This is a genomic window from Collinsella sp. SGI.095 (genome assembly GCF_050314535.1).
In the GTDB taxonomy this organism is placed as follows: Bacteria; Actinomycetota; Coriobacteriia; order Coriobacteriales; family Coriobacteriaceae; genus Collinsella.
The window spans coordinates 1-22,041 of the sequence record NZ_JBNPNG010000017.1; the positions used below are offsets into that span (position 1 = coordinate 1).

The following is a 22,041-nucleotide window of genomic DNA, read 5'->3' on the forward strand; positions in this document are numbered from 1 at the left end:
GATGCACAGATTGGGAAATACGCTTAAGCGCGCGGTTACGGTTGGCGCGGTGTTGGCGCTGACGTTAGGCATGGCCACTCCGGCGACCATGTCATTCGCAGACGATGCCGCGGGGGGCGCCGGTCAATCGTCCACGTTAGAGCAGAACCAGAAGATGGCGACCGAGCTTGACGAGAATCTGGAGACGAAGGTTACGCTTTCGTTCCCGGGCAAGCGCGAGGCCGAGCCGTCCGACGTTGTGTTTGTGCTCGATAAGTCGGGCGCTTCCGCGCAGACGGACATTTACAAACAAGCCAAAGAATTCTTGGAGCAAATTAGCCAGAAAGCCAAGGCTGATGGTCTGGACATCAAGGTTGGCGTAGTCCTCTTCAACAGGGTCGGTAACATCCAGCAGCCGCTGACCGACGTCGTCACGGGGTATAATGACATCCTGAACGCAATGAACTCCAGCCTGCATTCGGGCACTAACATGGACGCTGGCCTTCTTGCCGCAAAGAGCATCCTCGACGCGGATACTGCCGTTAAGGCCGAGAACAAGCACGTGATCCTTATTAGTGACGGTGCAACCTACCTTTACTGCAAGAACGGCGATTACACCAAACCGTATACGAGGTCGTTTGGCGATCCAACCAAGCAGACGAATCCAGAGACCCACGCTGCATACCCCTATGGATCGAACAAAATGGGCGGTATCTGGGAGTGGCAGTCTCGCGAGTACAATCTCAAGAACGACTGGAAGAAGTTCTCCGACGGCTCTAACTTCATTTTCTCGCAGGCCATGAAGAGCCCCGAGAAGCTCGGCGAGTATCTTAAGTACTATCGCGACCAGTACGAGAACTCTGACAAGAACTGGGCTCAGTACGACTACGAGTACACCGACGACGCCCGCAATAACGGCACCACGAACCCCATCCCCGTCGATGTGAACGCGCCGTGCAACATTGACGTCGCGTTCTGGAGCACGGACGACACGTTCCAATCGATGGTCAACGCTGGCTACGACATGAACGTCTACTACAAGAACGCCGCCGACTTTGATGGCCAGGTATTCCTGCAGTACCTCACCAGGAATTCCAACAGTAGCCAGCTCGACACCGACTTTGCCGATATCAAGGCTAAGCTTGTTGACAAGATTGCCGCCGGCTCGACGGTCGAGGACTTTATTGGCAACAACTTTGACTTTGTGAACGATGCCAGTAAGATCAGCCTGAATGTTGCGGGCGAGGACCTTGCGCCCGAGAAGATCGACGAGACCACCTATGGCTTTGGCAAGCGTGCGGACGGCACCTATCGCTTTACCCTCAAGTACACGGCAGGGGAGAACGAGAAGCTCGTCTTCACTCTCAACGAGGCCGCGGTGCCCGCTAAACCGGTTGTCCTTACGTACAGCGAGGTATTAGTGAATAAGCCCACCGAGGCCGGCACCCATAGCCTCAAGGTCAACGAGAGTGCAACCCTGCATCCTGTTGATAGCAATCACGTGTCTGGCGCCGATTACGACTTCCCGGTTCCGACGGTTACCTACACGGTTGCTGCTCCCGAGCCTAAGCCCGAGCCCGAGGTTAAACCCACGAAGCCGAGCGATAAGAAGCCCGTCAAGACGACGAAGGGCGAGAAGGGCACCATGCCGATGACGGGTGATACCTTCTCAATTCTGCCCGTCATTGGGCTGGTCGTAGCCGGTGCAGCCGTTTGCGTTGCCGGCATTATCCTCAAGCGCCGTAATTAGTAACGGCGTTGACGTCGAACGACGTTTCGCTTCCCAGCGCTTACGCAACGCTTGAGTGCTCTCTGCGAAGCAACTGATGGGGCGCGGTCGCACACTTGCGACCGCGCCTTTTTGCTGCCGTGCACTCATGTGGTTTTCCTTTTGACCGTGGGGCATCTTGCTCTGCTAGACGGGAGCAGGTAATATATATCGAGCGCCTAGCGCGTTCGATGGGTTCGGATGACGACATGTTCCGAATCTGGTCAGGTCCGGAAGGAAGCAGCCATAAGGAGCCTCTGTCGGGCATCCGAATCCATCGAGCGCACGGGCTTTCTTTTTGCGCGGTTTTACCAAACCGCGCAATGCTCGACGCTGCGCGTCACCCAGAGCGACAATTTGTCATTCAAAAGGCAAGGCATGACCAGAAGGTCTATGCCTTGCCTTTTTCATGCCAACTTGTTCGCTCTGGGTGGCGCTCGCTGGCTTTGGCAAAACATCGATGGTAACGCGGTCCAAGAGGTGATGGGGTATTTGGTGTCTCGCTGGTCCTCGGCTTTGCCTGCGGGATCGCTCGACTACCAAACAGCCCGCCGGCACCGGGACCACTTCGTCCAAAAATCACCCGTAGAGGGCGCTTTTATCTGAAGAATTGAATCCCGTGTCTTGCGGCGCTCGCTGGCGTTGCCAAAACATCGGCTGCTACATGCCTTGGGCGCTAGTGACCGTCGCCCTTACATCTGTAACGAGTTGCTTACGCATCTCCAGGGCTCGCCGTATTATCATGAATCAGATTGAAGAGAGATGATGATAGGGAGCGCCTTTTTATGATTGAGCTGCTCAGGCGTTTTGGTGGTAAGTTTCGCCGGTATATGGTGATTGGCCCTGCGTGTAAGTTGATCGAAGTGATCTTTGACCTACTTACGCCGCTCGTGATTGCCCAGATGATCGATAAGGGTATTGGCGCACGCGATGTCAACGCCGTCGTCCACTACGGTATGGTGCTCGCCGCCATGGCTGTGATCGGCATCTCGTTTACGCTCGTCTGCCAAAAGATGGCGGCGCTCACCTCACAGGGCATGGGCACCGACATCCGCGGCGCACTCTACCAGCACATCAATAAGCTGAGCTATGCCGAACTCGATCGCTTTGGCACGCCGTCGCTCATCACGCGCATTACCAACGATGTCAACCAGGTGCAGCTTGCCGTGGCGCTGGGCGTGCGCATGCTCATTCGCTGGCCCTTCTTGGCGGTGGGATCTATGTGCGCGGCCCTTGCCATCGACCTTAAGCTCGGCGTGATCTTTTTGATTTGCACGCCCGCCATCGGCCTGGTGTTTTGGTTTGTCATGGCGCGCTGCATTCCGTACTACAAGCAGCTGCAGGCAAAGCTCGACCGCATCGCACTCATTTGCCGCGAGGGGCTTTCGGGCGCCCGCGTGGTCCGCGCCTTTGTACGCGAGGATCACGAGCGCGAGCGCTTTGCCCAAGCCGCCGACGACCAGGCCCATACCGCCATCGCGGTGGGCAAGCTCTCGTCGATCCTTAACCCCGTAACGTTTTTGATGATGAACCTAGGCGTGTGCGCCATCCTGTGGGTGGGCGGCATCCAGGTCAACGCGGGCGAGCTTACGCAGGGCCAGGTTATGGCGTTCGTCAACTACATGACGCAGACGCTCACCTCCATCGTGTACGTTGCCAACCTGGTCGTGGTCTTTACCAAGGCGAGCGCCAGCGCGTCGCGCATCAACGAGGTGCTCAATTGTGAGCCGAGCATCACCGATGAGGGCAATCAGCCGGTCGCGCTGCCCAAGCCGAGCGAACTGGCGGGTGGCGCTGTTCCGGTTCCCGCACTGAGCTTTGACCATGCGAGCTTTTCGTTTGGCGCCGGCGCTGCCAACGCCGTCAACGATGTGACCCTGGAACTGCCGCTGGGCAAAACGCTCGGCATTATCGGTGGCACGGGCAGCGGCAAGTCCACACTCGTCTCGCTTATCCCACGCCTGTACGATGCGAGCACCGGCAGCGTGAGCGTGATGGGCGCCGACGTGCGCACCTGGCCGCTCGACCAGCTGCGCCATGTGGTTGCGACCGTTCCGCAACGTGCATCGCTGGTGAGCGGCACTATCCGCAGCAACTTGACCTGGCGCGACGAGGCGGCAACCGACGAGGAGCTGTGGGCGGCGCTCGATATGGCGCAGGCCAGCGAGTTCGTACGCAACAAGCCGCAGGGCCTCGATGCCCCGGTCGAGGCGGGCGGCAAGAACTTTAGCGGTGGCCAGCGCCAGCGCCTGACCATCGCACGTTCCCTGGTGGACTCTCCGCAGATCCTGATCATGGATGACTCCGCCTCGGCGCTCGACTTTAAGACCGACGCGGCGCTTCGCCGTGCCATTCGCGAACGAAGCGTGTGCGGTACCGCCGAGGGCGGGCTGCCGCTGACGACCATCATCGTGAGCCAGCGCGTCTCGACCGTGCGCGACGCCGACGTGATTTGCGTACTCGACCACGGCTCGGTCGCGGGCTTGGGCACGCACGATGAGCTGTATGCAAGCTGCCAGCTCTACCGCGAGATTTGCCAGTCGCAGCTTCGCCGCGAGGAGCTCGAGGGTCAGCAGGGGGGTGCGGCGCCCACGCCCGCTCCAAGCCCCGCGCCCGTCCCAGGCGCCCCGACCGCCCCCGCATCCGTCTGCGCAAAGGAGGGCTGCTAAATGAATCCGTACACTTCTTCCGGTTCGGTCGCCACGATGACGGCCAACGTGTCCGGCAACGATAACCTCAGTGACTTGGGTGACGGCCCGCGTCAGCCCGGCGACCCCGAGCGCTATCCCGTGGGCGCGGTAACTCGCCGCCTGTTGGGCTATGTTCGTCCGCACCGCATTTCGTTTGTAGCGTCGTTTGTGAGTGCCGCCGCTTCGGTGATCTTGCAGCTCTACACGCCCATCCTCGTCGGCGAGGGCATCGACCTGATCGTCGCCGCCGGGCAGGTGGACTTCGACGCGCTGCTGCCGCTTGTCACCAAGCTCGCGATTGTCGTCGTAGGTGCTGCGGCTTTCCAGTGGCTGCAGGGCTACTGCGTCAACCGCCTGTCCTACGAGACGGTGCGCGACATGCGCGTGGAGGCGAGCGACAAGCTCAGCCGCATGCCGCTCAGCTTTATCGACAGCCATGCCCACGGCGACCTTATGGGCCGCGTGGTCAACGATGTCGATCAGGTGGGCGATGGCCTGCTGCAGGGCTTTACCCAGCTTTTCACCGGCGTTATCACCATCGTGGGCACGCTCGCGTTTATGCTTTCCATCAACCTGACCATGACGCTCGTGGTGGTGCTCGTCACGCCGCTTTCCATTTTTGCAGCCGGTGCTATTGCCAAGCTCTCCAACAAAAGCTTTACGGCACAGCAGCGCATCCAAGGCCAGCTCGGTGGTCATATCGAGGAGTACGTGGGCGAGCAGAAGCTTGTCGACGCCTTTGCCTATGGCTCCAACGCGCAAGCGAGCTTCGATGCCCTCAATGCCGAGCTCTACACCGCGGGCGAGCGCGCGCAGTTTATGGGTTCGCTCTCCAACCCCGGCACGCGCTTTATCAATAACATCATCTATGCCGTGGTCGCTGTGATCGGCTGCGCGGGCGTGATCACGGGCGTGCCGTCGGCGCTTACGGTGGGCGGCGTGCAGATCTTTCTGTCCTATGCTAACCAGTACACCAAGCCGTTCAACGAGGTCACCAACGTCATTACGCAGATCCAGGCGGCGTATGCCTCGGCGCGCCGCATGTTTGCGCTGCTCGATGCGCGCGAGCAGGAGCCCGACGCGTCGGACGCTGTAGAGCTTGCCGCACCGCAGGGCGAGGTCGCCTTTGAGCATGTTGACTTTAGCTACGTGTCCGACCGCAAGTTGCTGCAGGATATCTGCATCGAGGCCAAGCCCGGCATGCGCTTTGCCCTGGTCGGCCCTACGGGCTGTGGCAAGACAACGCTCATCAATTTGCTGCTGCGTTTTTATGATATCGATGCCGGCCGCATTGCGGTCGATGGCCGTTCCTCGCGTGAATACACGCGCGCAAGCCTGCGCCGTGCCTTTGGCATGGTGTTGCAGGATACGTGGCTGTTCGAGGGCACGGTGGCAGATAACATCGCCTACGGCTGTCCCGATGCCACGCGCGAGCAGGTTATCGAAGCTGCCAAGCGCGCGCATGCGCACAAGTTTATCGTGCAGCTGCCGCAGGGCTACAACACGGTGATTGGCGAGGACGGCGGCACGTTTAGCCAGGGTCAAAAACAGCTGCTGTGCATCGCTCGCGTCATGCTCACCGACCCGGCGATTTTGCTGCTGGACGAGGCGACCTCGAGCATCGATACTCGCACCGAGCTGCAGGTGCAGGCGGCATTCGACGAGCTCATGGCCGGTCGCACAAGCTTTGTGGTGGCGCACCGCCTGAGCACCATTCGCAACGCCGACTGCATTTTGGTGATGCGCGACGGCGAGATTATCGAGCGCGGCACACACGACGAGCTGCTGGCGGCAGACGGCTTCTATGCCGATCTTTACCGCAGCCAGTTTGCCCAGTAGGGGCCACCGATTAGCGGCAGGTGGTTTACATCTGTCACGTTGGTACTAAGATATTCATCTAATAAATTGCATTAGTGGCTTTAGTTTTGGGGGAAACGAGGCAACGTGACTATGACGTGCTCTTTGGTGGTTAACAGCAAGAGCGGTAATACCAGGATGGTTTCGGGCGCGATCAAGCGCGCTCTGCAGGCTGCGGGTGTTGAGTTTGTCCATGCCGCGGCGTTGAGCGACGATGCGGATGCAGATCAGGTTGCGCTCGAGGCGCAGGGCGCCTGCGCGGCCGACACGGTGCTCGTCGGTTTTTGGTGTGACAAGGGCGCGTGCACGCCTTCGGTCGCGGCGTTGCTCTCCACCTTGCACCGCAAGCGCGTCTTTTTGTTTGGCACCTGCGGTTTTGGCGCCGACCAGAGCTATTATCAGCAGATTATCGATCGCGTGACCTCCAATTTGGCCAATGATGCCGAGCTTGTAGGTTGGGCGATGTGCCAGGGCAAGATGGGCCCTGCGGTCAAGCAGCGCTACGAGGCCATGCTCGAGCAAGATCCCGACAACGCCCGCGCTAAGATGCTGCTCGACAACTGGGTTGCCGCGAAGGACCATCCGACCAAGGAAGATCTGGACAACATGGCGGCAGCCGCCAAGAAGGCCGTGCTGGGCGAGTAGGTCTATCGCTGCCGCGCGTGCGAAATAATACAGAAGCGAAAGCCTCGAAATCCTCGAGGCTTTTTTCTTGACACTCGCGGGTGCAACCGTGGCAAGCGTGTGGGGCGACATTTTCCATCACCCCGATGACGAGGCCGTCCTGGAAGACACGCTCTCCTGCATCCGCTGGATGTATTGAGCGTGGGACGGGCTTTCCAGATGGGCAGGGTTTCGGGAAGTGTGTCCCAGAATCGGCGCTCAGACTGGGATACACTTTCCGCTTTACGCCTTGTCCGGAAACTGTGTCCCGGAATTAAGGCTTGGAATGGGATGCACTTTCCGGTTGAGAGCCTTAGCGGAAAGTGCGACCCGGAATTTACTCTTGAAGTGGGATGCGCTTTCCCAACAGGCCCTCAAGCGGAAAGTGCATCCCACTCCGGACGTGAATTCTGGGACACAGTTTCCGCGATTCGCATGACAGGCCACGCTTCTACCATGAGGTGAGCGCAGTTTCTTTATCAGCCCACTCAACCCGCAACGGGTGAGGGGCGGCGGCAGGCGAAGGCACGGGAAAGGTCTGTCGCGAGTTCCGCACGCAAAGGGGGCCACTTAATGTGGCCCCCGTCTTGCGCAGGACTGTTTGAGCAGCAGACCTTTCCCGTACCTCCGCCTGCCGCCGATTCGGGCCCCCGACCCCGTTACTTGATCCCCGCTACTTGATCTTGGTCGTACCCGGCGCCAGGTTGGGGTCGGTCTCGTTGGCCTCGGTCTGGAGGTGCTCGGTGTACACGTTCTTGCCGTCGCGGAACATCTCGTAGTACTGCATCTTGGCGTAATCCTCGCGCGCCTTGGTGGCCGCCGCGGCGACGGCGTCTTCGCCGGTGACGTTGGAGGAGAGCGCCCAGCGCAGGCTAGCGTCCTCGTAGCCCACCGAGTTGATGGCGGGCAGCGACTTGCGCAGCGTCATGTGCGCTTTCTGGTAGTCGGTCAGTGGTGCGCCGATCAGCTGCATCAGCTGGGTGGACAGGTAGTTGGTGGACAGGTCGTCGACCTCGCTCGCCTGGTCGCAGCCGGCAACGTCGTAGTTGGCCCAGATGATGTAGTCGGTCTGCCACAGGCGCTCCTGATGCGTAGCGTCGTCCTCGCCGGTAAACCACTTATCGTTGAACTTGGACGGGAAGAACGGCTGGTGGTCGCCCCAGAACACCACGACCACCTTGCGGTCGAGATTGCGCAGGGCATCGAGGAAGTAGCGCAGCGCCTGGTCGGACTGCTCGATGCACGAGACGTACTCGTCGACATCGGAGAGTGTGCCGTCCTCGATGGTCTTGGCGTCCAGATCGGTCGTGTCGATGTTCAGGTGCATCTGCTTATCTGCCGGCAGCAGGCCCGTATCGTAGCCCGAGTGGTTCTGCATGGTCACGTCAAAGATGAACTGCGGGTCGGCGTTCTGGTTGAGCAGCTCAAGGATTTTGTCGTAGGTTGCCTGGTCGGTCACCATGCCGCGCAAGGTGTCGGCTCCCTGGAAGTCGTTGATAGACAGGAACTGGTCAAAGCCAAAGTCCTTGTAGACGTTCTCGCGGTTCCAGTTGGTTGCGTGGTTGGGGTGCATGGCCGTTGTGGAATATCCGAGCGACTTGAACTGCTCTGCCAGGTTTCCGGTCGTTTCCATGATGTAGATGGTGTAGGGGTACACGCCCGAGCCCAGGTTGGCCATGGAGTTGCCGGTCATAAACTCAAACTCGGTATTGGCGGTGCCGCCGCCGTAGGCACTCACGTAGAGCTTGCCGCGGCTGAGGCAGTCGGACAGGTTCTTAAAGTACTGCGGGCCCTCGTAGCCGGCGTGCATCTCCTGATAGATCGAAAGATCCGAGAAGGTCTCGTTCATAATGGCGATGACCGTGGGCTTCTCGCTATCGAACTGCTCTTGGGCGGCGGTACGGGCGTCGCTTGTGGCGGCATCGGACTTGTCATAGGCCTTGGCATACTTTTTGAGCGTTGCCTTGGCGTCGTCGGCGGAGTAGTTGGCGGGTTTGGGCGGCTTGATGGACTGTGCCGCACTAATAAAGGCAGGCAGATAACCCTCGCGCCAGTAGCTCTCGAGCGGGCGCCAGGTGTAGACGGTGATGCCGAGGGTGTTGTAGTAGTCGATAAGCGTGACATGCGCGGTCACGCCGCCCAGGCACAGCACCGCCACGAGCAGGTTGGTGAGCAGCATGCGCTTGGCGTTGGCGGCACCCTTCTGACGGTGCGGTGCTACCAGGCCGGCGTACTCGCATAGCAGCATGGCGATGGCGGTAAAGCCCATGGACAGCACGCAGAACAGCGAGATCGAGTAGGTGTAGCCGTTGCCGGCGACCGCGGCGGCGGTGGAGATGGCCGAAAGGTCGCCCGGCTGGATGGGCATGGATTTAAACGTGATGACGAAGAACTCGGCAATGCCCAGGATAAAGAGGGCGAAGGCCAGGGCGGCGGGAGCTGCGCCGCGGCGCTGGAACAGGAAGAACAGGCCGACCATGAGCGTGGTGATGATGGCCCACTCGAGCAGTATGCACAGGGGGTAGACCCAGGTAAAGTCGTGGTTGGACGAGACCTCCATGCCCAGCAGCGCAAAGACGCCGGCGAGCAGCAGGCACAGCACGGCGGCGACGAGCGGTTTGCCCACAAAGGCGCCGCGCAGACGGGCGAGCTTGCCGGTGGGGGCGGGGGCGTCGGGCGCGGCGAACGCAAAGACGCGCGGGGCGATGCGGTCGCGTGCGATGCTGGCCCAGGCGCAGCCGGTGAGGATGGCATTGGTCAGAACGAGCATTACAAAGGCGAGCGGCTCGTTTTGGGCGACGAGGCCCATGGCGCCCCAAATGGTCAAAAAGACCTGGAACAGACCGAAGGCGACGCTCCATCCAAGAGCGCCCTTGGCAACGGTGCCCGACTGCGCGCGAATGGCTTTGGCCTCGCGCAAGACAAGGAAGACGGTCGCCGCAAGACCGACGAGCGAGATGGCGGCTGCGAACATGCTGAGACTCCTCACAAACTTAAAACTACGAAAGCGGGGGTTTACCCGATTGTTACCAAGATATGCGCTGCGATTGGTGGCTGCGCACAACAACCAGCCATATTAGCGCGCATGTGTGGCGGTGTGGCGCAATGTAGTGGCGACCTGCGCGATAATGGACGGGAATTACACGGAAACGTAAAGGCTTCTTAAAGAAATGGCGAGGTTGAGGCGATGAACGAGCAGGTTTGTATGACGAGTGCGGGCGACGTGGGCGCTGGCATGGGCGCGGGCGGCTATCCGGTCGAGACCACGGGCAACGCGGTGCTGGACATTTTGGAGCACCGTTCGTCCACGCGCGCTTTTGCGCGCGATGACAACGACCGTCCCGTAGCGGTGACCGACGAGCAGCGGGCGGCGATTCTGCATGCGGCGAGCCGCGCGCCGTCGGCAGGCGCCATGATGATGTATTCCATCGTGAGTATCCGCGAGCAGACAACGCTCGATCGCCTGGCCGACCTGTGCGACCACCAGCCCATGATCGCCAAGGCGCCCTGGGCACTTATATTTGTGGTCGACTATGCCAAGTGGATCGATCTGTTTGAGCACGTGGGTTGCTTTGAGCCCGAGTTTGTCGAGCGCACGGGCAAGGCGCCCCGCCGCGCGCCGGGTTTAGGCGACTTTGCCATCGCGGCGCAGGATGCCGTGATCGCTGCCCAAAACGCCGTGGTCGCCGCCGAGGCCCTGGGGCTGGGGAGCTGCTATATCGGCGATGTCGTCGAGAACGCCGAGGAAGTTGCTGCGCTGCTGGACTTGCCGCCCTATACCATGCCGCTGTCGATGCTCATCATCGGCACGCCCCGCAAGGAGCGCCCGGCGATTGCGCATCCCGTGGTGAACCTGGTGCACGAGGAGCGCTATCGCCGCGCCGATGCCGCGACCATGGATGCGCAGGTGGCCGAGATGGACGCGATGTTCCGTCCGCATGCCCGCGAGGTGGGGGAGCGCGTCGTGGATATCTACACCCGCAAGCACACGAGCCCCTTTATGGCCGAGATGAGCCGATCCATGGAGTGGTGGTTCAAAAACTGGCTCGGAAAATGACGAATGTGACAAAGGGACAGTCCCTTTGTCACATTCCATATCGCCGCGGTGGCCTAAAGGCCGTATAAATGTTTATCTAGCTGGGAAAACAGTGCATTAAAACATGGGACGATTATCTATAATCCCCTCGAACGTTAAAGTTGGGAGGAAACCGGCTTATGGAACAAAAGGCCAAGGAGGCAGCCTCGCACGCTGCGATTCCTGTGAGCATCTCGGCGATGCTCGTCACGCTGGGCGTGGTGTATGGCGATATCGGCACCAGCCCCATGTATGTAACCAAGGCGCTCGTTGCCGGCAACGGCGGCATCGGAAGCGTCACGGAGGAGTTCGTGCTCGGCGCGCTCTCGCTCGTCGTGTGGACGGTCACGCTGCTGACGACCGTCAAGTACGTGCTCATCTCGCTGCGCGCCGACAACCATGGCGAGGGTGGCATCTTTGCTCTGTACAGCTTGGTTAAGCGCTGCGGCAAATGGCTCATCATCCCCGCCATGCTGGGCGGCGCGGCACTGCTCGCCGATGGCATCCTCACGCCTGCCGTTACCGTGACTACGGCTATCGAAGGCCTGCGCACCATTCCGGCAGTCCATGCCGTGCTGGGCGACGATCAGGCCCGCGTCGTGGCCATCACGCTTGCCATCATCATTGCGCTCTTCTTGGTGCAGCGCATCGGCACGGCCAAGATCGGCCACGCCTTTGGCCCCATCATGACGCTGTGGTTCCTGTTCCTGGGCGGCACGGGTCTGTTCTTTGTCTTCCAGCACCCCGCCGTGCTGCTGTGCCTCAACCCGGTGCGCGGCATCGCCTTTTTGTTGAGCCCCAACAACCATGCGGGCATCATGATTCTGGGCAGCTGCTTCCTCGCCACCACCGGTGCCGAGGCGCTTTATTCCGACATGGGCCACGTGGGCCGTGGCAACATCTACGCAACCTGGCCGTTCGTTAAGTGCTGCTTGCTGCTGTCCTACATGGGCCAGGGCGCGTGGCTTATCAACAACGCCGGCAACCCGGAGCTCATGGGTATCGCCGACCTCAACCCCTTCTACCAGATGCTTACCCCGGGCCTGCGTCCCTTTGCCGTCGGCCTTTCCACCGTCGCGGCCATCATTGCCTCGCAGGCGCTCATCACCGGCGCTTTCTCGTTGGTGTCCGAGGCCAGCCGCCTGGACCTCATGCCGCACATGCAGGTCTTCTATCCTGCCGAGACCAAGGGCCAGCTCTATATTCCCATGGTCAACAACGTCATGCTTGTGGGCTGCGTCATCGTGGTGCTGCTGTTCCAGAGCTCGGCGCACATGGAGGCCGCCTACGGCTTGGCGATTACCCTGACCATGATGTGCACGACGCTGCTGCTCTTCTTCTACTTGCATGTTGATCGCGGCCTTAAGGTCGTCCCGTATATCTTCGTTGTGTTCTTCCTTATGCTCGAGGGCTTCTTCTTTGTGAGTTCGCTCACCAAATTTTTCCACGGTGGCTATTTCACTATTCTTATGGCCATGCTCATCATGGGCGTTATGCTGTGCTGGTACAACGGCACGGCGGTCGAGCGGCGTCAGTTTACGCTGCTGCCGCTGCGCAGCTATCTGCCGCAGCTCAAGCGCCTGCGCGACGACGATCGCTATGAGCTTATGAGCGACAACATCGTGTACCTGACCAAGGACACCAATACCGACTACATCGACCGCGATATCGTCTACTCGATTCTGGACAAGCATCCCAAGCGCGCCCGCGCCTGGTGGTTCGTGAACGTCGAGACCATGGATGAACCGCATACCTTTGCCTATTCGGTCGAGACGTTTGGCACCGACTATGTTTTCCGCGTGCATCTGTACCTGGGCTACAAGGTTAACCAGCGCGTGAACGCCTACCTGCGCCAGGTTGTTCAGGATCTGGCCGCCACCGGCGAGCTGCCGCCGCAGATGCATGACTACTCGGTCTACAAGGATCCGGGCAACATCGGCACGTTTAAGTTCGTCATGATCCGCAAGCTCCTGGCGCCCGAGAGTGACGTGGAGCCGAGCGAGCGCACGGCCATCACGCTCAAGTACATCATCCGCCGCTTTGCCGGTACGCCGGCGCGCTGGTATGGCCTGGAGAACTCCAACGTGAGCTTTGAGTATGTGCCGCTGTTCACCAAGTTCAAGGCTGTGAACAAGATGCAGCGCTTGGCCCCCAACGAGCGCCCGTAGTCGCCGACAGGTTGCATGGAGTTGGCCTTCGATGGACAGGAGTGTGCGCCCTGCTCGCGCACGTGCTGTTTGTCTAACGACCGCAGACTGCAAAGGCTATACACTTGGAACCACCACAAGGGAAACCACCACAAAGGTGCTGTCCCTCTGTGGTGGTTTTTGTTTTTAAGAGAGGGGCGGGGTGCCGATGGACGTCCGTGCGGACGGCGATATTGCCGATAGCTTTTGGTGGCGGCGCACAACGCTGACACGTCGCAGCCCTCTGTATGACGCCTGCGTATCGGCGGGGCTGCTGGTCGCGGCGACGATTGTGGGTGCGTTGCTCGACCATCCTGGTCTCGCGCCGAGCATCATGATCGTCTATGTGTTCGCCGTGCAGCTGTGCGCATTCTTTACCTGGAGCCGCCTGTATTGCTTGCTGAGCTCGGCTGCCGCCGTAGCGCTCTACAACTTCTTGTTTGTCGACCCGCGCTGCTCGCTATCGTTTATCGACCGCGTCTATCCCGGCATGTTCTTCATCATGTTTGTGGTCTCGCTTGTGTCGAGCTCGATTGCGTTGGCCCTGCGCCGCGCCTTGGCACAGGCTGCCGCCAGCGACCGTCGCACGCATATGGTGCTCGAGACCAACCGCATGCTGCAGCGGTGTCCCGATCAGCAGCAGATTGTGCATGCCATGGCAACGCAGCTGGCGCGTCTTTCGGGCTGTCCGGTCGTGTGGTACAGCGCCGACGCCGACGATGATGACTTGCTGCCGCGTGCGACGTACACGGCCGTGGGTGACGCCGCGCCGGTGCACCAGCTGACGCCCCAGATGCCGCCGCGGCTCTCGGCGTCCGCCTATGTGGGAACGCCGCTCGATGCCACCTATGGCGGCTCGGCGTTTTATGGCATCTACCTGACGGTTTGCACGGGCGACGGCTTCGTGCGCTCGGGCGACCCCGCCTCGGTGGTGGGCGTGCTGGCTATCGTTGCCGAGCCCGACATGCTGACGCACGAGGAACGGACACTTGCCGACGCCATCGTGAGCGAAGGCGAGCTGGCACTCGATCGCGCCCGCGCCATGGAGGCCCGCGAGGAGGCGGCGGTGCTCGCCAAAAACGAACAGCTGCGCGCCAATCTGCTGCGCTCCATCTCGCACGATCTGCGCACGCCGCTTACCAGCATTTCGGGCAATGCCGACGTGCTACTCGACCAGGGTTCGACCGGCACGGCCGTGCTCGATAGCCAGACGCGCCGCAGCATGCTCCTTTCCATTCGTTCGGATGCGCAATGGCTCAACGCCACCGTCGAGAATTTGCTCGCCATCACAAAGCTCGAGGGCGGCGGCATGTATCTGTCGACCACGCTCGAGCTCATGGACGATATCGTCGAGGAGGCGCTGCGCCACGTGAATCCGGCTGTACGCGAGCACGATCTTAAGGTGGTGCCGTGCGACGAGCCGGCGCTCGTCAACGTCGATGCGCGCCTGATGGTGCAGCTGGTGGTGAACCTGGTGAACAACGCTATTGCCTATACGCCGTCGGGCTCGCATATCGTGATCTCGATTATGGCGAACGATGGACAGGTGGCATGTTCCGTCGCCGATGACGGTCCCGGTATTGCGCCCGAGGAGCAGGGCCGGATCTTTGAATCGTTCTACACTGTCAACCATGGCTTGGCTGATAGCCATCGCAGCGTGGGCTTGGGACTTTCGCTCTGTCGATCCATTATGTTGGCGCATGGCGGTAGCATAGAGGTTGCCGCGGCGGACCCGCACGGCTCGGTCTTTACGATTGGGCTTCCCGCCGCCGACGTTTCGTTTGATAAGGAGTAACGCTGTGTCGAACTCTGCCATGAAACCGCTCATCTTGGTCGTTGAGGACGACCCCGCCGTCCGCAACCTTATCTTTGCCGCGCTCGAGGCGCACGGCTTGCGCCATATGGCCGTGGAGACCGCCCATGCCGCCATCGCCGCCGCCTCATCGCAGGCACCGAGTATTGTGCTGCTCGATCTGGGCCTGCCCGATATGGACGGCGTCAAGGTGGTGGAGTCGGTGCGCGCATGGTCGGGCATGCCGATCATTGTGGTCTCGGCGCGCAGCGAGGATGCGGACAAGATTCGCGCACTCGATGCCGGTGCCGACGACTACCTGACCAAGCCGTTTTCGGTCGAGGAGCTGCTCGCGCGCATTCGCACGACGCTCAGGCGCCTTTCGTATGCGCAAACGGGTGGCGTTGCCTCCGAGGGCTCGTTCGATACCGGTGAGCTGCATATCGATTTTGATGCCGGCATCGCCACGATGGATGGCGAGGAGCTGCATCTGACGCCGATCGAGTACAAGCTCTTGTGCCTGCTGGCGCACAACGCCGACAAGGTGCTGACGCACCAGTTTATCCTGCACGAGATTTGGGGCACGGCAACTAAGAGCGACCTGGCGAGCCTTCGTGTCTTTATGGGCACGTTGCGTAAGAAGATCGAGTCCGATCCGGCGCATCCGCGCTATATCCAGACGCACGTGGGTATCGGCTATCGCCTGGTCACCCAGGGCTAGATCGCCAACCACCATCCCAATATGAGTTGCGGTGAAATACGGTCTAAATTTGCCTAATTTCCAGGCAAAACAGTCCGCATTCCACCGCAACTTTGTTTATTTACCCTTGGGCTTGCTGGCGTAGAACTTCTTCTTTTTGGGCTTGCCGGCGCAGGCAGGCTTGCCGTCGCCGCGCGACCCTCGGTCTCCGGCCTGCGCTTGCGCGGGCGTCGTTGCGCGAGGCTTGCGGGCTTCGGGGTTGCGCAGCTCTTCGGTTCGCTCTGCAATCTCCTCGGCGCTAAAGCCGACTTCGGCCATGGCGTCCTCGATGGGCAGGCGGCGCACGATATAGCAATGGTGCACCTTCTGGTTGCGCGCAAAGTCCTCGGGGATGGTCTGCGCCGTAATGTCCTCTAGCACGACGCCCGCGCGCGCGAGCTTGCGCGTCTCGGGGCGGAAGCCGCGCAGGTTGCAGCTAAAGATGGCGTGGCCGCCCTGTGCGAGCAGGCGCGATACGCCGGCCAAAAGCTCAACATGGTCGCGCTGGACGTCCCAGGTGCGGCGGCCCATCTTTGATGAGTTCGAAAACGTGGGCGGATCGACAAAAATCAGGTCCCAGCGGTTGCGCGTCTGGCGCTGGACGCGAATCCAGGCAAGCACGTCGTCGCGCACAAAATGATGCTGCGGACCAACAAAGCCGTTCTGGCGCATATTGCGCTCGGCCCAGTCCAGGTAGGTGTTGGAGAGGTCGACCGTCACAGTTTCCTCGACGCCGCCGTCTGCCGCATAGCAGGTAGCGGTGCCGGTATAGGCGAACAGGTTGAGAAAGCGCCGCGCCTGCTTGGCGTGCTCGCGCACCAGGTTGCGGGTGACGCGGTGATCCAAGAAGATGCCGACGTCCAGGTAGTCGTCAAAGTTGACGGCAAAGGTAAGGCCGCCCTCCTCGATGAGCGGCAGACGACGGCGTGCGATATTGGCGCGCTCGCCCGAGCCGCCCTTGCCGGCGCCCTGCTTGCCGTACTGCGAGCCGCCGCGCGAACGCATGCGGGCCTTGGCGTGCACGTGCTCGGCGGGAACATCTAGGATGCGCGGCGCGATGGCCAGAATGTCGAGCATGCGGGCCTGGGCAAGCGCGGGATCGATGGTCTTGGGCGCGGCGTATTCGGCGATGACGAGCCAGCGGCCCGGCGTCTGCGGGCAGCCCTCGTACAGGTCGATGGCGGCGGAGTAATCGGGCAGGTCGGCATCGTAGACGCGGTAGCAGCTCACGCCCTCGCGCTTTGCCCACTTGCGACGCAGACGGGCGTTCTTGCGCAAGCGGTTGGCGAACTGCTCGGACTCGGGGATGAGCACGGGCAGCGGCTTGCCGTCGCCCAGGTCGAGTGTGGCGGCAGGTTCGGGCATGGGGGTGCTGGCGGCTTTGTCGTTGACTTCGTTGGTATCCGCAACCTCGGCCTCGGCATCTGCGCCGGTCGCAGCCTCAAACGCTGCGGCGGCGTGGTCGAGCGACGGCCAGACTTCGACGGTCGCCTCCTCGTTGTTGGGCATGACGGCGATCGAGCGCTCGGGCTCGGCGTGGAGCGAGCGGGCCAGCAATCCATCGCGGGTGAGCGCAGCGACCGGCGCCGCGGCAAGCTCGGGCGCGCGACGCAGCTCGCCGACCAGCGTCATGGCGTCGTGCATGAGCGAAAGCGGTGTCTCGGTCGTATCCGCGACCACGGCGGCGCCGGCGACAGCGCCTGCATGGTCCAGCACGGTGGCTGGCTTGGCAGCGCAAAAGTCGACAAAACGCTTGTAGCCGGCGCACTTGACCATGCGCTCGGCAGTCTTGCGGGCAGCGGGGTCAATGTCCACGGCGACGATGCGCGCCTGGCGCTCGCGCGCCGCCGCCTCGCGCTCGCGTGCCTCGGCAAGCAGCTGCTCCCACAGGGCGGCGTCGTGCGGCTGCCAGCCCTCAAAGCCCCAGCGCTCGCGTGCAGCGCCCGGGGCGCGGTCGGTCAGAATGTTCACGGCCTCCAGTAGCAGACCGCCGCCGGCGCACGAGGCGTCGATCAGCGTGGGCAGGGCTTCGTTCTCGTAATCATCGGCCGTCAGCTCGCGCTCGCATAGTGCGGTCCAGCCGACCTGCGCCAGCACCAGGGCGGCGTAGTCGGGGCGCAGCACGTGCGCGCCCTCGCCGGCTCGGGTCGCTGCGGGCGGCAGGCGCTTGAACAGCGGGTCGCCCGAAAGGTCCAGGCTGATGCTCGCGCGGCGCTGACGCAGCGAAAGCAGCAGGTGAACATCGGGATCGGCGGCATCGACATCGGCGCGACGGCCCGTGGTTTCGGCCAGGCGGTCGCACAATGCGTCCTTGGCGCGCAAGGCAGAGAAGCGTGTGTTGCGCAGCTGCTCGGTCACGCCGCGGGCGGTGATGGCGATGGTTGCGCCGGGGCGGATGATGTTCTCCCAGGCGATGTCGTAAACGCTATCGTACAGCTCGTCGGCATCCTGCGCCTCAAAGCGCCCAAGAACCACGAACACGCGGCTCGCCAGGCGCGACCACAGACAGGCGCGGTAGCCTTCTTCGAGCTCGCCCTCAAACGTAGCGCGGCCCTTCAGCCGGCGGACATGCGAAAGCCCGAGGCGTTTAAGCTCATCGGCGAGTGCGGACTCAAAGCCCTCGGGGCAGCTTGCGTAAAATTCCATGGGTGACCTCTCTGGTTGCGTCGCTCCATTATATGATGGATGCTTCGTTTGCCCTCATCCCCGAAAGGAACCCATATGATTGATGCGTGCCCCGATTCCGCCGTGCTCTTTTTTGACGTGGACGGCACGTTGACGTCGTTCGATCCCGACGATATGACCGATAAGGACTTTTCGGCGGTTCGCCCCTCGCAGACGGTGGTTGAGGCGTTCCGTGCACTGCGCGATGCAGGGCACAAGGCATTTATCTGCACGGGTCGCCCCCTGTGGCTTATCGCCGATAGCCTGCGTGCGCTCGACCCCGCGGGCGTCGTGGCCATGGCAGGCGCCACGCTCGAGGTCGAGGGACGCGTGGTACACGAGGACTGCTTTGACGAGGACGTTATCGAGGAGCTTGCGCGCCGTATGGCCGCGGCAGGGATTGAGGCCTTTTTCGAGACCAACGTGGCTACTTTTGCCCTGGAGCCTGTGGGCGTTGAGCAGTCGTCTCTGATCGGCACTTCTGTGGTGCACAGCACCGAGGAAATGCGCGTCGACGGCAGTCTGCGCGTGGGCAAGGTATGCCTCAGTGTGCCCAGTTTGGCTCGCGTAGCCAATGATGACGGCTTTATCGATTGCGAGTTTGAGCTGTGCAACACCGGTGGCCAGAATCGCGAGCTGAGCCCCAAGGGTATTGACAAGGGCGTGGGCGTGGCGCGAGCGCTGGCGTATCTGGGCCGCGAAGGAAATGCGCGCACCTTTGGCTTTGGCGATTCGGGCAACGACCTGGGCATGCTCGCTGCGGTCGAGACGGCTGTCGCCATGGGCAACGCCATGCCCGAGGTCAAGGCGGTCGCCGACTACGTGACCGACGATGTCGCACACGACGGCACCGTCACAGCGATGCGGCATTTTGGGTTGATTGAATAAATGGCCGGGTCGCCCGCAGGGGGGGGCGACCCGGCCATTTGAGCTATTTTGCAATATAGAGCTTGGGATGGCTGCGACTGCTCTCGATCGCCGCCGTCATGATACCCTCGTCGTCTCCATCAACGATGATGCCATCGAGGTCATCGATCTGCGCGGACTGATAAAAACTGGTCTTGTTGAACTTTCCCTGGTCAACCATCATGTAACTCTGGTTTGAGTTGGTCAGGTACATATGCTTGATCATGGCTGAGAAGTCGTGCTCGACGGTAAAACCGTGGTCGGGGTGGAATCCGTCGGCACTGACAAACGCCTTGTCGGCATGGAGTTTGCTCATGCAGTCGAGCGTTAGTGCGCCCGCGAGATAGAGGTGGCCCTTGCGCACGGAGCCGCCCAGCAGCACTACCGAAGCATTGGGGAGATTAAAGCTGGCATAGTTCGCGATTGCAAGATCGCCGGTGATAATGGTGATCTCACGCTTGTCCATGAGGGCCTTAGCGAAGTAAAAGCCTGTGGTGCCGATATCAATTACCAGAACATCGCCATCATCAACAAGAGTTGCCGCGGTTGCGGCGATGGCCTCTTTGGCCTCGACTTGGACATTGATGCGCTCCTCGGGATACGAGATTGCGTTGGAGCGTGAAAGCGATACCGCTCCGCCGCGTACGCGACGCAGCTTGCCTTCGGATTCCAGCGAGACGAGGTCGTGTCGTGCGGTGACTTCCGAAACCGAAAAACGGCGAACGATGTCGGATACCGAGATATTTGGCTTTTCGGCCAGCCAGTTCATAATAAATCGCTGACGCTCGGCCGGTGAAAGGTCTGAAGTAGATGCCATATGCCGCTCCTTTTGAACGAAAGGCAAAAGATACGCCTTTCGTAATCGAAATATAACGTATCGATATGAAAAGGACAAGGCAAAATCGAATGAATCAAATGAACGGAATGGCATGTCCCAAATGCATGCGTAGCAGATAGTTTGCACTTATATAGCGTGTAGAGGGCTTGTTCTGAAGGTGCCGCCCAAAAGAAGTACGTTCACACCCGATATTCGACCGTTCACGGAAAGATGACAATTGAGCTTTCGATAGCTTTTGAAATGGTTTATAAAAGAAAACCGAAAAGCTTTTGAAACAAAGAAGAAGGCTTTCGATAGCAATAGTGCTAGATGAGAAAGGACCGAACATGGCGATCAAGGTGTTTGCCGACGGCGCTAACCTCGAAGGCATGCTTGACATGCATGACAATGGTAACGTTCAGGGTTTCACGACCAATCCTTCCCTTATGAAGGCCGGTGGCGTGACTGACTACCGCGCTTTTGCCAAGACGGTTCTTGAGCACATCACCGATGTGTCGGTCTCTTTTGAGGTATTTGCCGACGACGAGGCGGGTATGGAGGCCGAGGCCCGCGAGATTGCAACCTGGGCAGACAACGTCTACGTTAAGATCCCGGCACTCAACACCAAGGGCGAGTCCACCGCCGCGCTGGTCAAGCGCCTTTCTGCCGACGGTATCAAGGTGAATGTCACTACCATCTTCACGCCCGAGCAGGTCGACGAGTTTGTCGATGCCGTCTCTGCCGAGACCCCCTCTATTCTGTCCATCTTTGCCGGTCGCATTGCCGATACCGGCGTCGATCCGCTGCCCCTCATGGCGGAGTCCGTAAAGAAGGCTGCCGTTAAGCCTGCTGCCGAGGTTCTTTGGGCGTCTACGCGCGAGGTCCTCAATATCTTCCAGGCGGAGTCCGTTGGCTGCCAGATCATTACGGTTCCCAATGCCCTTCTTGCCAAGCGCAAGAATTTCGGAAAAGATTTACTCGAGTACTCGCTTGATACGGTCAAGGGCTTCGCCCGCGACATTCAGGCACTTGGTTTCCATATCCTGCCCGAGGAGTAGGGGGCGAGCATGCTGACCGATCTTCTTAAGTCCGAGCTTGTTGCCTGCCACGTCGAGGCCTCCGATTGGGAGGAAGCGATCAAGGCATGCGGTAAGCTGCTCGTTGACGCCGGCAAATGCGACCAGAGCTATGTTGACGCCATGATTTCGTCGGTTCACAAATTCGGTCCCTATATGGTCTTGGAAGAGGGCATTGCCATGCCTCACGCTCAGGCCGATGGCAATGTGAGCGAGGCCGGCATCTGCATTGTCACGCTTGACCCTGCCGTTGCGTTTGGACATGAGGATTTCGATCCGGTTCACGTGCTCGTGGGTATTTGCGCACCCGACCCCAAGGCTCATCTTGGCTGCTTGGCGGAGCTTTCGCAGATGTTCGAGGACGAGGACTGCGTTGCCAAGCTCAGCGCATGCGATACGCCCGAGCAGGTTTTGGAGACCATGCGTTCATTCTTTTAGGCCTTAATGGCACGGCGATGCGTCGCCGCTTTTGGATAGACGGAAAACCGTCACGTGTAGGAGAGGAAGGTTGCCATGCATATCATCACCGTATGCGGAAACGGCATCGGGTCTAGCCTGATGCTCGCTGGCAAAGTAGAGGAGCTTTGCGAGGAGGAGGGCATCAAGGCCGACGTTGAGTCTATGGACCTGAACGGTGCTTCTTCCGCAAATCCGGATCTGTTCATCACCGTTAAGGAGCTCGCCCCCGAGCTCCACGGCAACGTTGTGATCGTTCGCAGCTATGTGAACAAGAAGAAGATCCGCGAAGACGCCCTTGAGGCAATCAAGGCGGCCGCTGCTAACGCCTAAAGCGGCATAAAAAAAAGGGCGGTTCCCTGTGGAAGAGGGA

The 22,041-nt window shown here is 60.5% G+C and carries 15 protein-coding genes and 1 other RNA gene; 13 read left to right on the top strand and 3 right to left on the bottom strand.

What is annotated here, in order from left to right:
* The 5 genes from ACQRCA_RS06800 to bilS all read left to right on the top strand — a co-directional run.
* Nucleotides 1-1,729: vWA domain-containing protein (locus ACQRCA_RS06800; RefSeq protein ID WP_427719643.1), on the top strand; the 1,729-nt coding region annotated here is incomplete at its 5' end.
* Nucleotides 1,730-1,935: 206 nt separating this feature from the next.
* Nucleotides 1,936-2,031: signal recognition particle sRNA small type (gene ffs, locus ACQRCA_RS06805), an RNA gene on the top strand.
* Between the two features lie 501 nt (nt 2,032-2,532).
* Nucleotides 2,533-4,416: an ABC transporter ATP-binding protein gene (locus ACQRCA_RS06810; protein WP_427719644.1), complete on the top strand. Its 1,884-nt coding sequence runs from the start codon at nt 2,533-2,535 to the stop codon at nt 4,414-4,416.
* The gene (locus ACQRCA_RS06815) at nt 4,417-6,276 is read left to right on the top strand and encodes an ABC transporter ATP-binding protein (protein ID WP_427719645.1); all 1,860 of its coding nucleotides are present in this window, start codon (nt 4,417-4,419) and stop codon (nt 6,274-6,276) included. It begins immediately after the preceding gene.
* A 111-nt stretch (nt 6,277-6,387) separates the two neighbouring features.
* Nucleotides 6,388-6,939, top strand: a complete 552-nt coding sequence (bilS, locus tag ACQRCA_RS06820; protein ID WP_427719646.1) for a flavodoxin family protein BilS — start codon at nt 6,388-6,390, stop codon at nt 6,937-6,939.
* 691 nt (nt 6,940-7,630) lie between these two features.
* Here the strand turns inward: bilS and ACQRCA_RS06825 are convergent.
* The gene (locus ACQRCA_RS06825) at nt 7,631-9,931 is read right to left on the bottom strand and encodes an LTA synthase family protein (protein WP_427719647.1); all 2,301 of its coding nucleotides are present in this window, start codon (nt 9,929-9,931) and stop codon (nt 7,631-7,633) included.
* Between the two features lie 213 nt (nt 9,932-10,144).
* On the opposite strand from ACQRCA_RS06825, the gene ACQRCA_RS06830 reads away from it, so the two are divergent.
* From ACQRCA_RS06830 to ACQRCA_RS06845, 4 genes are all read left to right on the top strand, one after another.
* Complete coding sequence (locus ACQRCA_RS06830) at nt 10,145-11,014, top strand: nitroreductase family protein (protein WP_154517858.1); 870 nt, start codon at nt 10,145-10,147, stop codon at nt 11,012-11,014.
* A 158-nt stretch (nt 11,015-11,172) separates the two neighbouring features.
* Nucleotides 11,173-13,200: a KUP/HAK/KT family potassium transporter gene (locus ACQRCA_RS06835; RefSeq protein ID WP_427719648.1), complete on the top strand. Its 2,028-nt coding sequence runs from the start codon at nt 11,173-11,175 to the stop codon at nt 13,198-13,200.
* Nucleotides 13,201-13,387: 187 nt separating this feature from the next.
* Nucleotides 13,388-15,013: a sensor histidine kinase gene (locus ACQRCA_RS06840; RefSeq protein WP_427719649.1), complete on the top strand. Its 1,626-nt coding sequence runs from the start codon at nt 13,388-13,390 to the stop codon at nt 15,011-15,013.
* Nucleotides 15,014-15,017: 4 nt separating this feature from the next.
* Nucleotides 15,018-15,731, top strand: coding sequence for a response regulator (locus tag ACQRCA_RS06845; RefSeq protein WP_427719650.1), 714 nt, complete (start codon nt 15,018-15,020; stop codon nt 15,729-15,731).
* 96 nt (nt 15,732-15,827) lie between these two features.
* Here ACQRCA_RS06845 and rlmKL read toward each other — a convergent pair whose 3' ends face one another.
* Nucleotides 15,828-18,395 (bottom strand): bifunctional 23S rRNA (guanine(2069)-N(7))-methyltransferase RlmK/23S rRNA (guanine(2445)-N(2))-methyltransferase RlmL, encoded by a 2,568-nt coding sequence (gene rlmKL, locus ACQRCA_RS06850; RefSeq protein ID WP_427719651.1) that lies wholly within the window; start codon nt 18,393-18,395, stop codon nt 15,828-15,830.
* A gap of 75 nt (nt 18,396-18,470) precedes the next feature.
* Here rlmKL and ACQRCA_RS06855 point away from each other — a divergent pair, with 75 nt between their 5' ends.
* Nucleotides 18,471-19,301, top strand: coding sequence for an HAD-IIB family hydrolase (locus ACQRCA_RS06855; RefSeq protein WP_427719652.1), 831 nt, complete (start codon nt 18,471-18,473; stop codon nt 19,299-19,301).
* A 43-nt stretch (nt 19,302-19,344) separates the two neighbouring features.
* Here the strand turns inward: ACQRCA_RS06855 and ACQRCA_RS06860 are convergent, their stop codons facing one another.
* A complete protein-coding gene (locus ACQRCA_RS06860; protein ID WP_195838607.1) occupies nt 19,345-20,136 on the bottom strand; it encodes a DeoR/GlpR family DNA-binding transcription regulator in 792 nt (263 codons plus the stop codon).
* A 347-nt stretch (nt 20,137-20,483) separates the two neighbouring features.
* On the opposite strand from ACQRCA_RS06860, the gene ACQRCA_RS06865 reads away from it, so the two are divergent.
* From ACQRCA_RS06865 to ACQRCA_RS06875, 3 genes are all read left to right on the top strand, one after another.
* Complete coding sequence (locus tag ACQRCA_RS06865; RefSeq protein ID WP_117564350.1) at nt 20,484-21,194, top strand: transaldolase; 711 nt, start codon at nt 20,484-20,486, stop codon at nt 21,192-21,194.
* A 9-nt stretch (nt 21,195-21,203) separates the two neighbouring features.
* Nucleotides 21,204-21,650, top strand: a complete 447-nt coding sequence (locus ACQRCA_RS06870) for a PTS sugar transporter subunit IIA (RefSeq protein WP_427719653.1) — start codon at nt 21,204-21,206, stop codon at nt 21,648-21,650.
* A gap of 75 nt (nt 21,651-21,725) precedes the next feature.
* Nucleotides 21,726-22,001, top strand: a complete 276-nt coding sequence (locus ACQRCA_RS06875) for a PTS sugar transporter subunit IIB (protein ID WP_022094539.1) — start codon at nt 21,726-21,728, stop codon at nt 21,999-22,001.
* Nucleotides 22,002-22,041 lie beyond the last annotated feature (40 nt).

Bases quoted from the DNA above. Each gene is read 5' to 3' on its own strand.
- ACQRCA_RS06810 (WP_427719644.1), top strand. From the start codon at position 2,533: ATGATTGAGCTGCTCAGGCGTTTTGGTGGTAAGTTTCGCCGGTATATG.
- ACQRCA_RS06815 (WP_427719645.1), top strand. From the start codon at position 4,417: ATGAATCCGTACACTTCTTCCGGTTCGGTCGCCACGATGACGGCCAAC.
- bilS (WP_427719646.1), top strand. From the start codon at position 6,388: ATGACGTGCTCTTTGGTGGTTAACAGCAAGAGCGGTAATACCAGGATG.
- ACQRCA_RS06825 (WP_427719647.1), bottom strand. From the start codon at position 9,931: ATGTTCGCAGCCGCCATCTCGCTCGTCGGTCTTGCGGCGACCGTCTTC.
- ACQRCA_RS06830 (WP_154517858.1), top strand. From the start codon at position 10,145: ATGAACGAGCAGGTTTGTATGACGAGTGCGGGCGACGTGGGCGCTGGC.
- ACQRCA_RS06835 (WP_427719648.1), top strand. From the start codon at position 11,173: ATGGAACAAAAGGCCAAGGAGGCAGCCTCGCACGCTGCGATTCCTGTG.
- ACQRCA_RS06840 (WP_427719649.1), top strand. From the start codon at position 13,388: ATGGACGTCCGTGCGGACGGCGATATTGCCGATAGCTTTTGGTGGCGG.
- rlmKL (WP_427719651.1), bottom strand. From the start codon at position 18,395: ATGGAATTTTACGCAAGCTGCCCCGAGGGCTTTGAGTCCGCACTCGCC.
- ACQRCA_RS06855 (WP_427719652.1), top strand. From the start codon at position 18,471: ATGATTGATGCGTGCCCCGATTCCGCCGTGCTCTTTTTTGACGTGGAC.
- ACQRCA_RS06860 (WP_195838607.1), bottom strand. From the start codon at position 20,136: ATGGCATCTACTTCAGACCTTTCACCGGCCGAGCGTCAGCGATTTATT.
- ACQRCA_RS06865 (WP_117564350.1), top strand. From the start codon at position 20,484: ATGGCGATCAAGGTGTTTGCCGACGGCGCTAACCTCGAAGGCATGCTT.
- ACQRCA_RS06870 (WP_427719653.1), top strand. From the start codon at position 21,204: ATGCTGACCGATCTTCTTAAGTCCGAGCTTGTTGCCTGCCACGTCGAG.
- ACQRCA_RS06875 (WP_022094539.1), top strand. From the start codon at position 21,726: ATGCATATCATCACCGTATGCGGAAACGGCATCGGGTCTAGCCTGATG.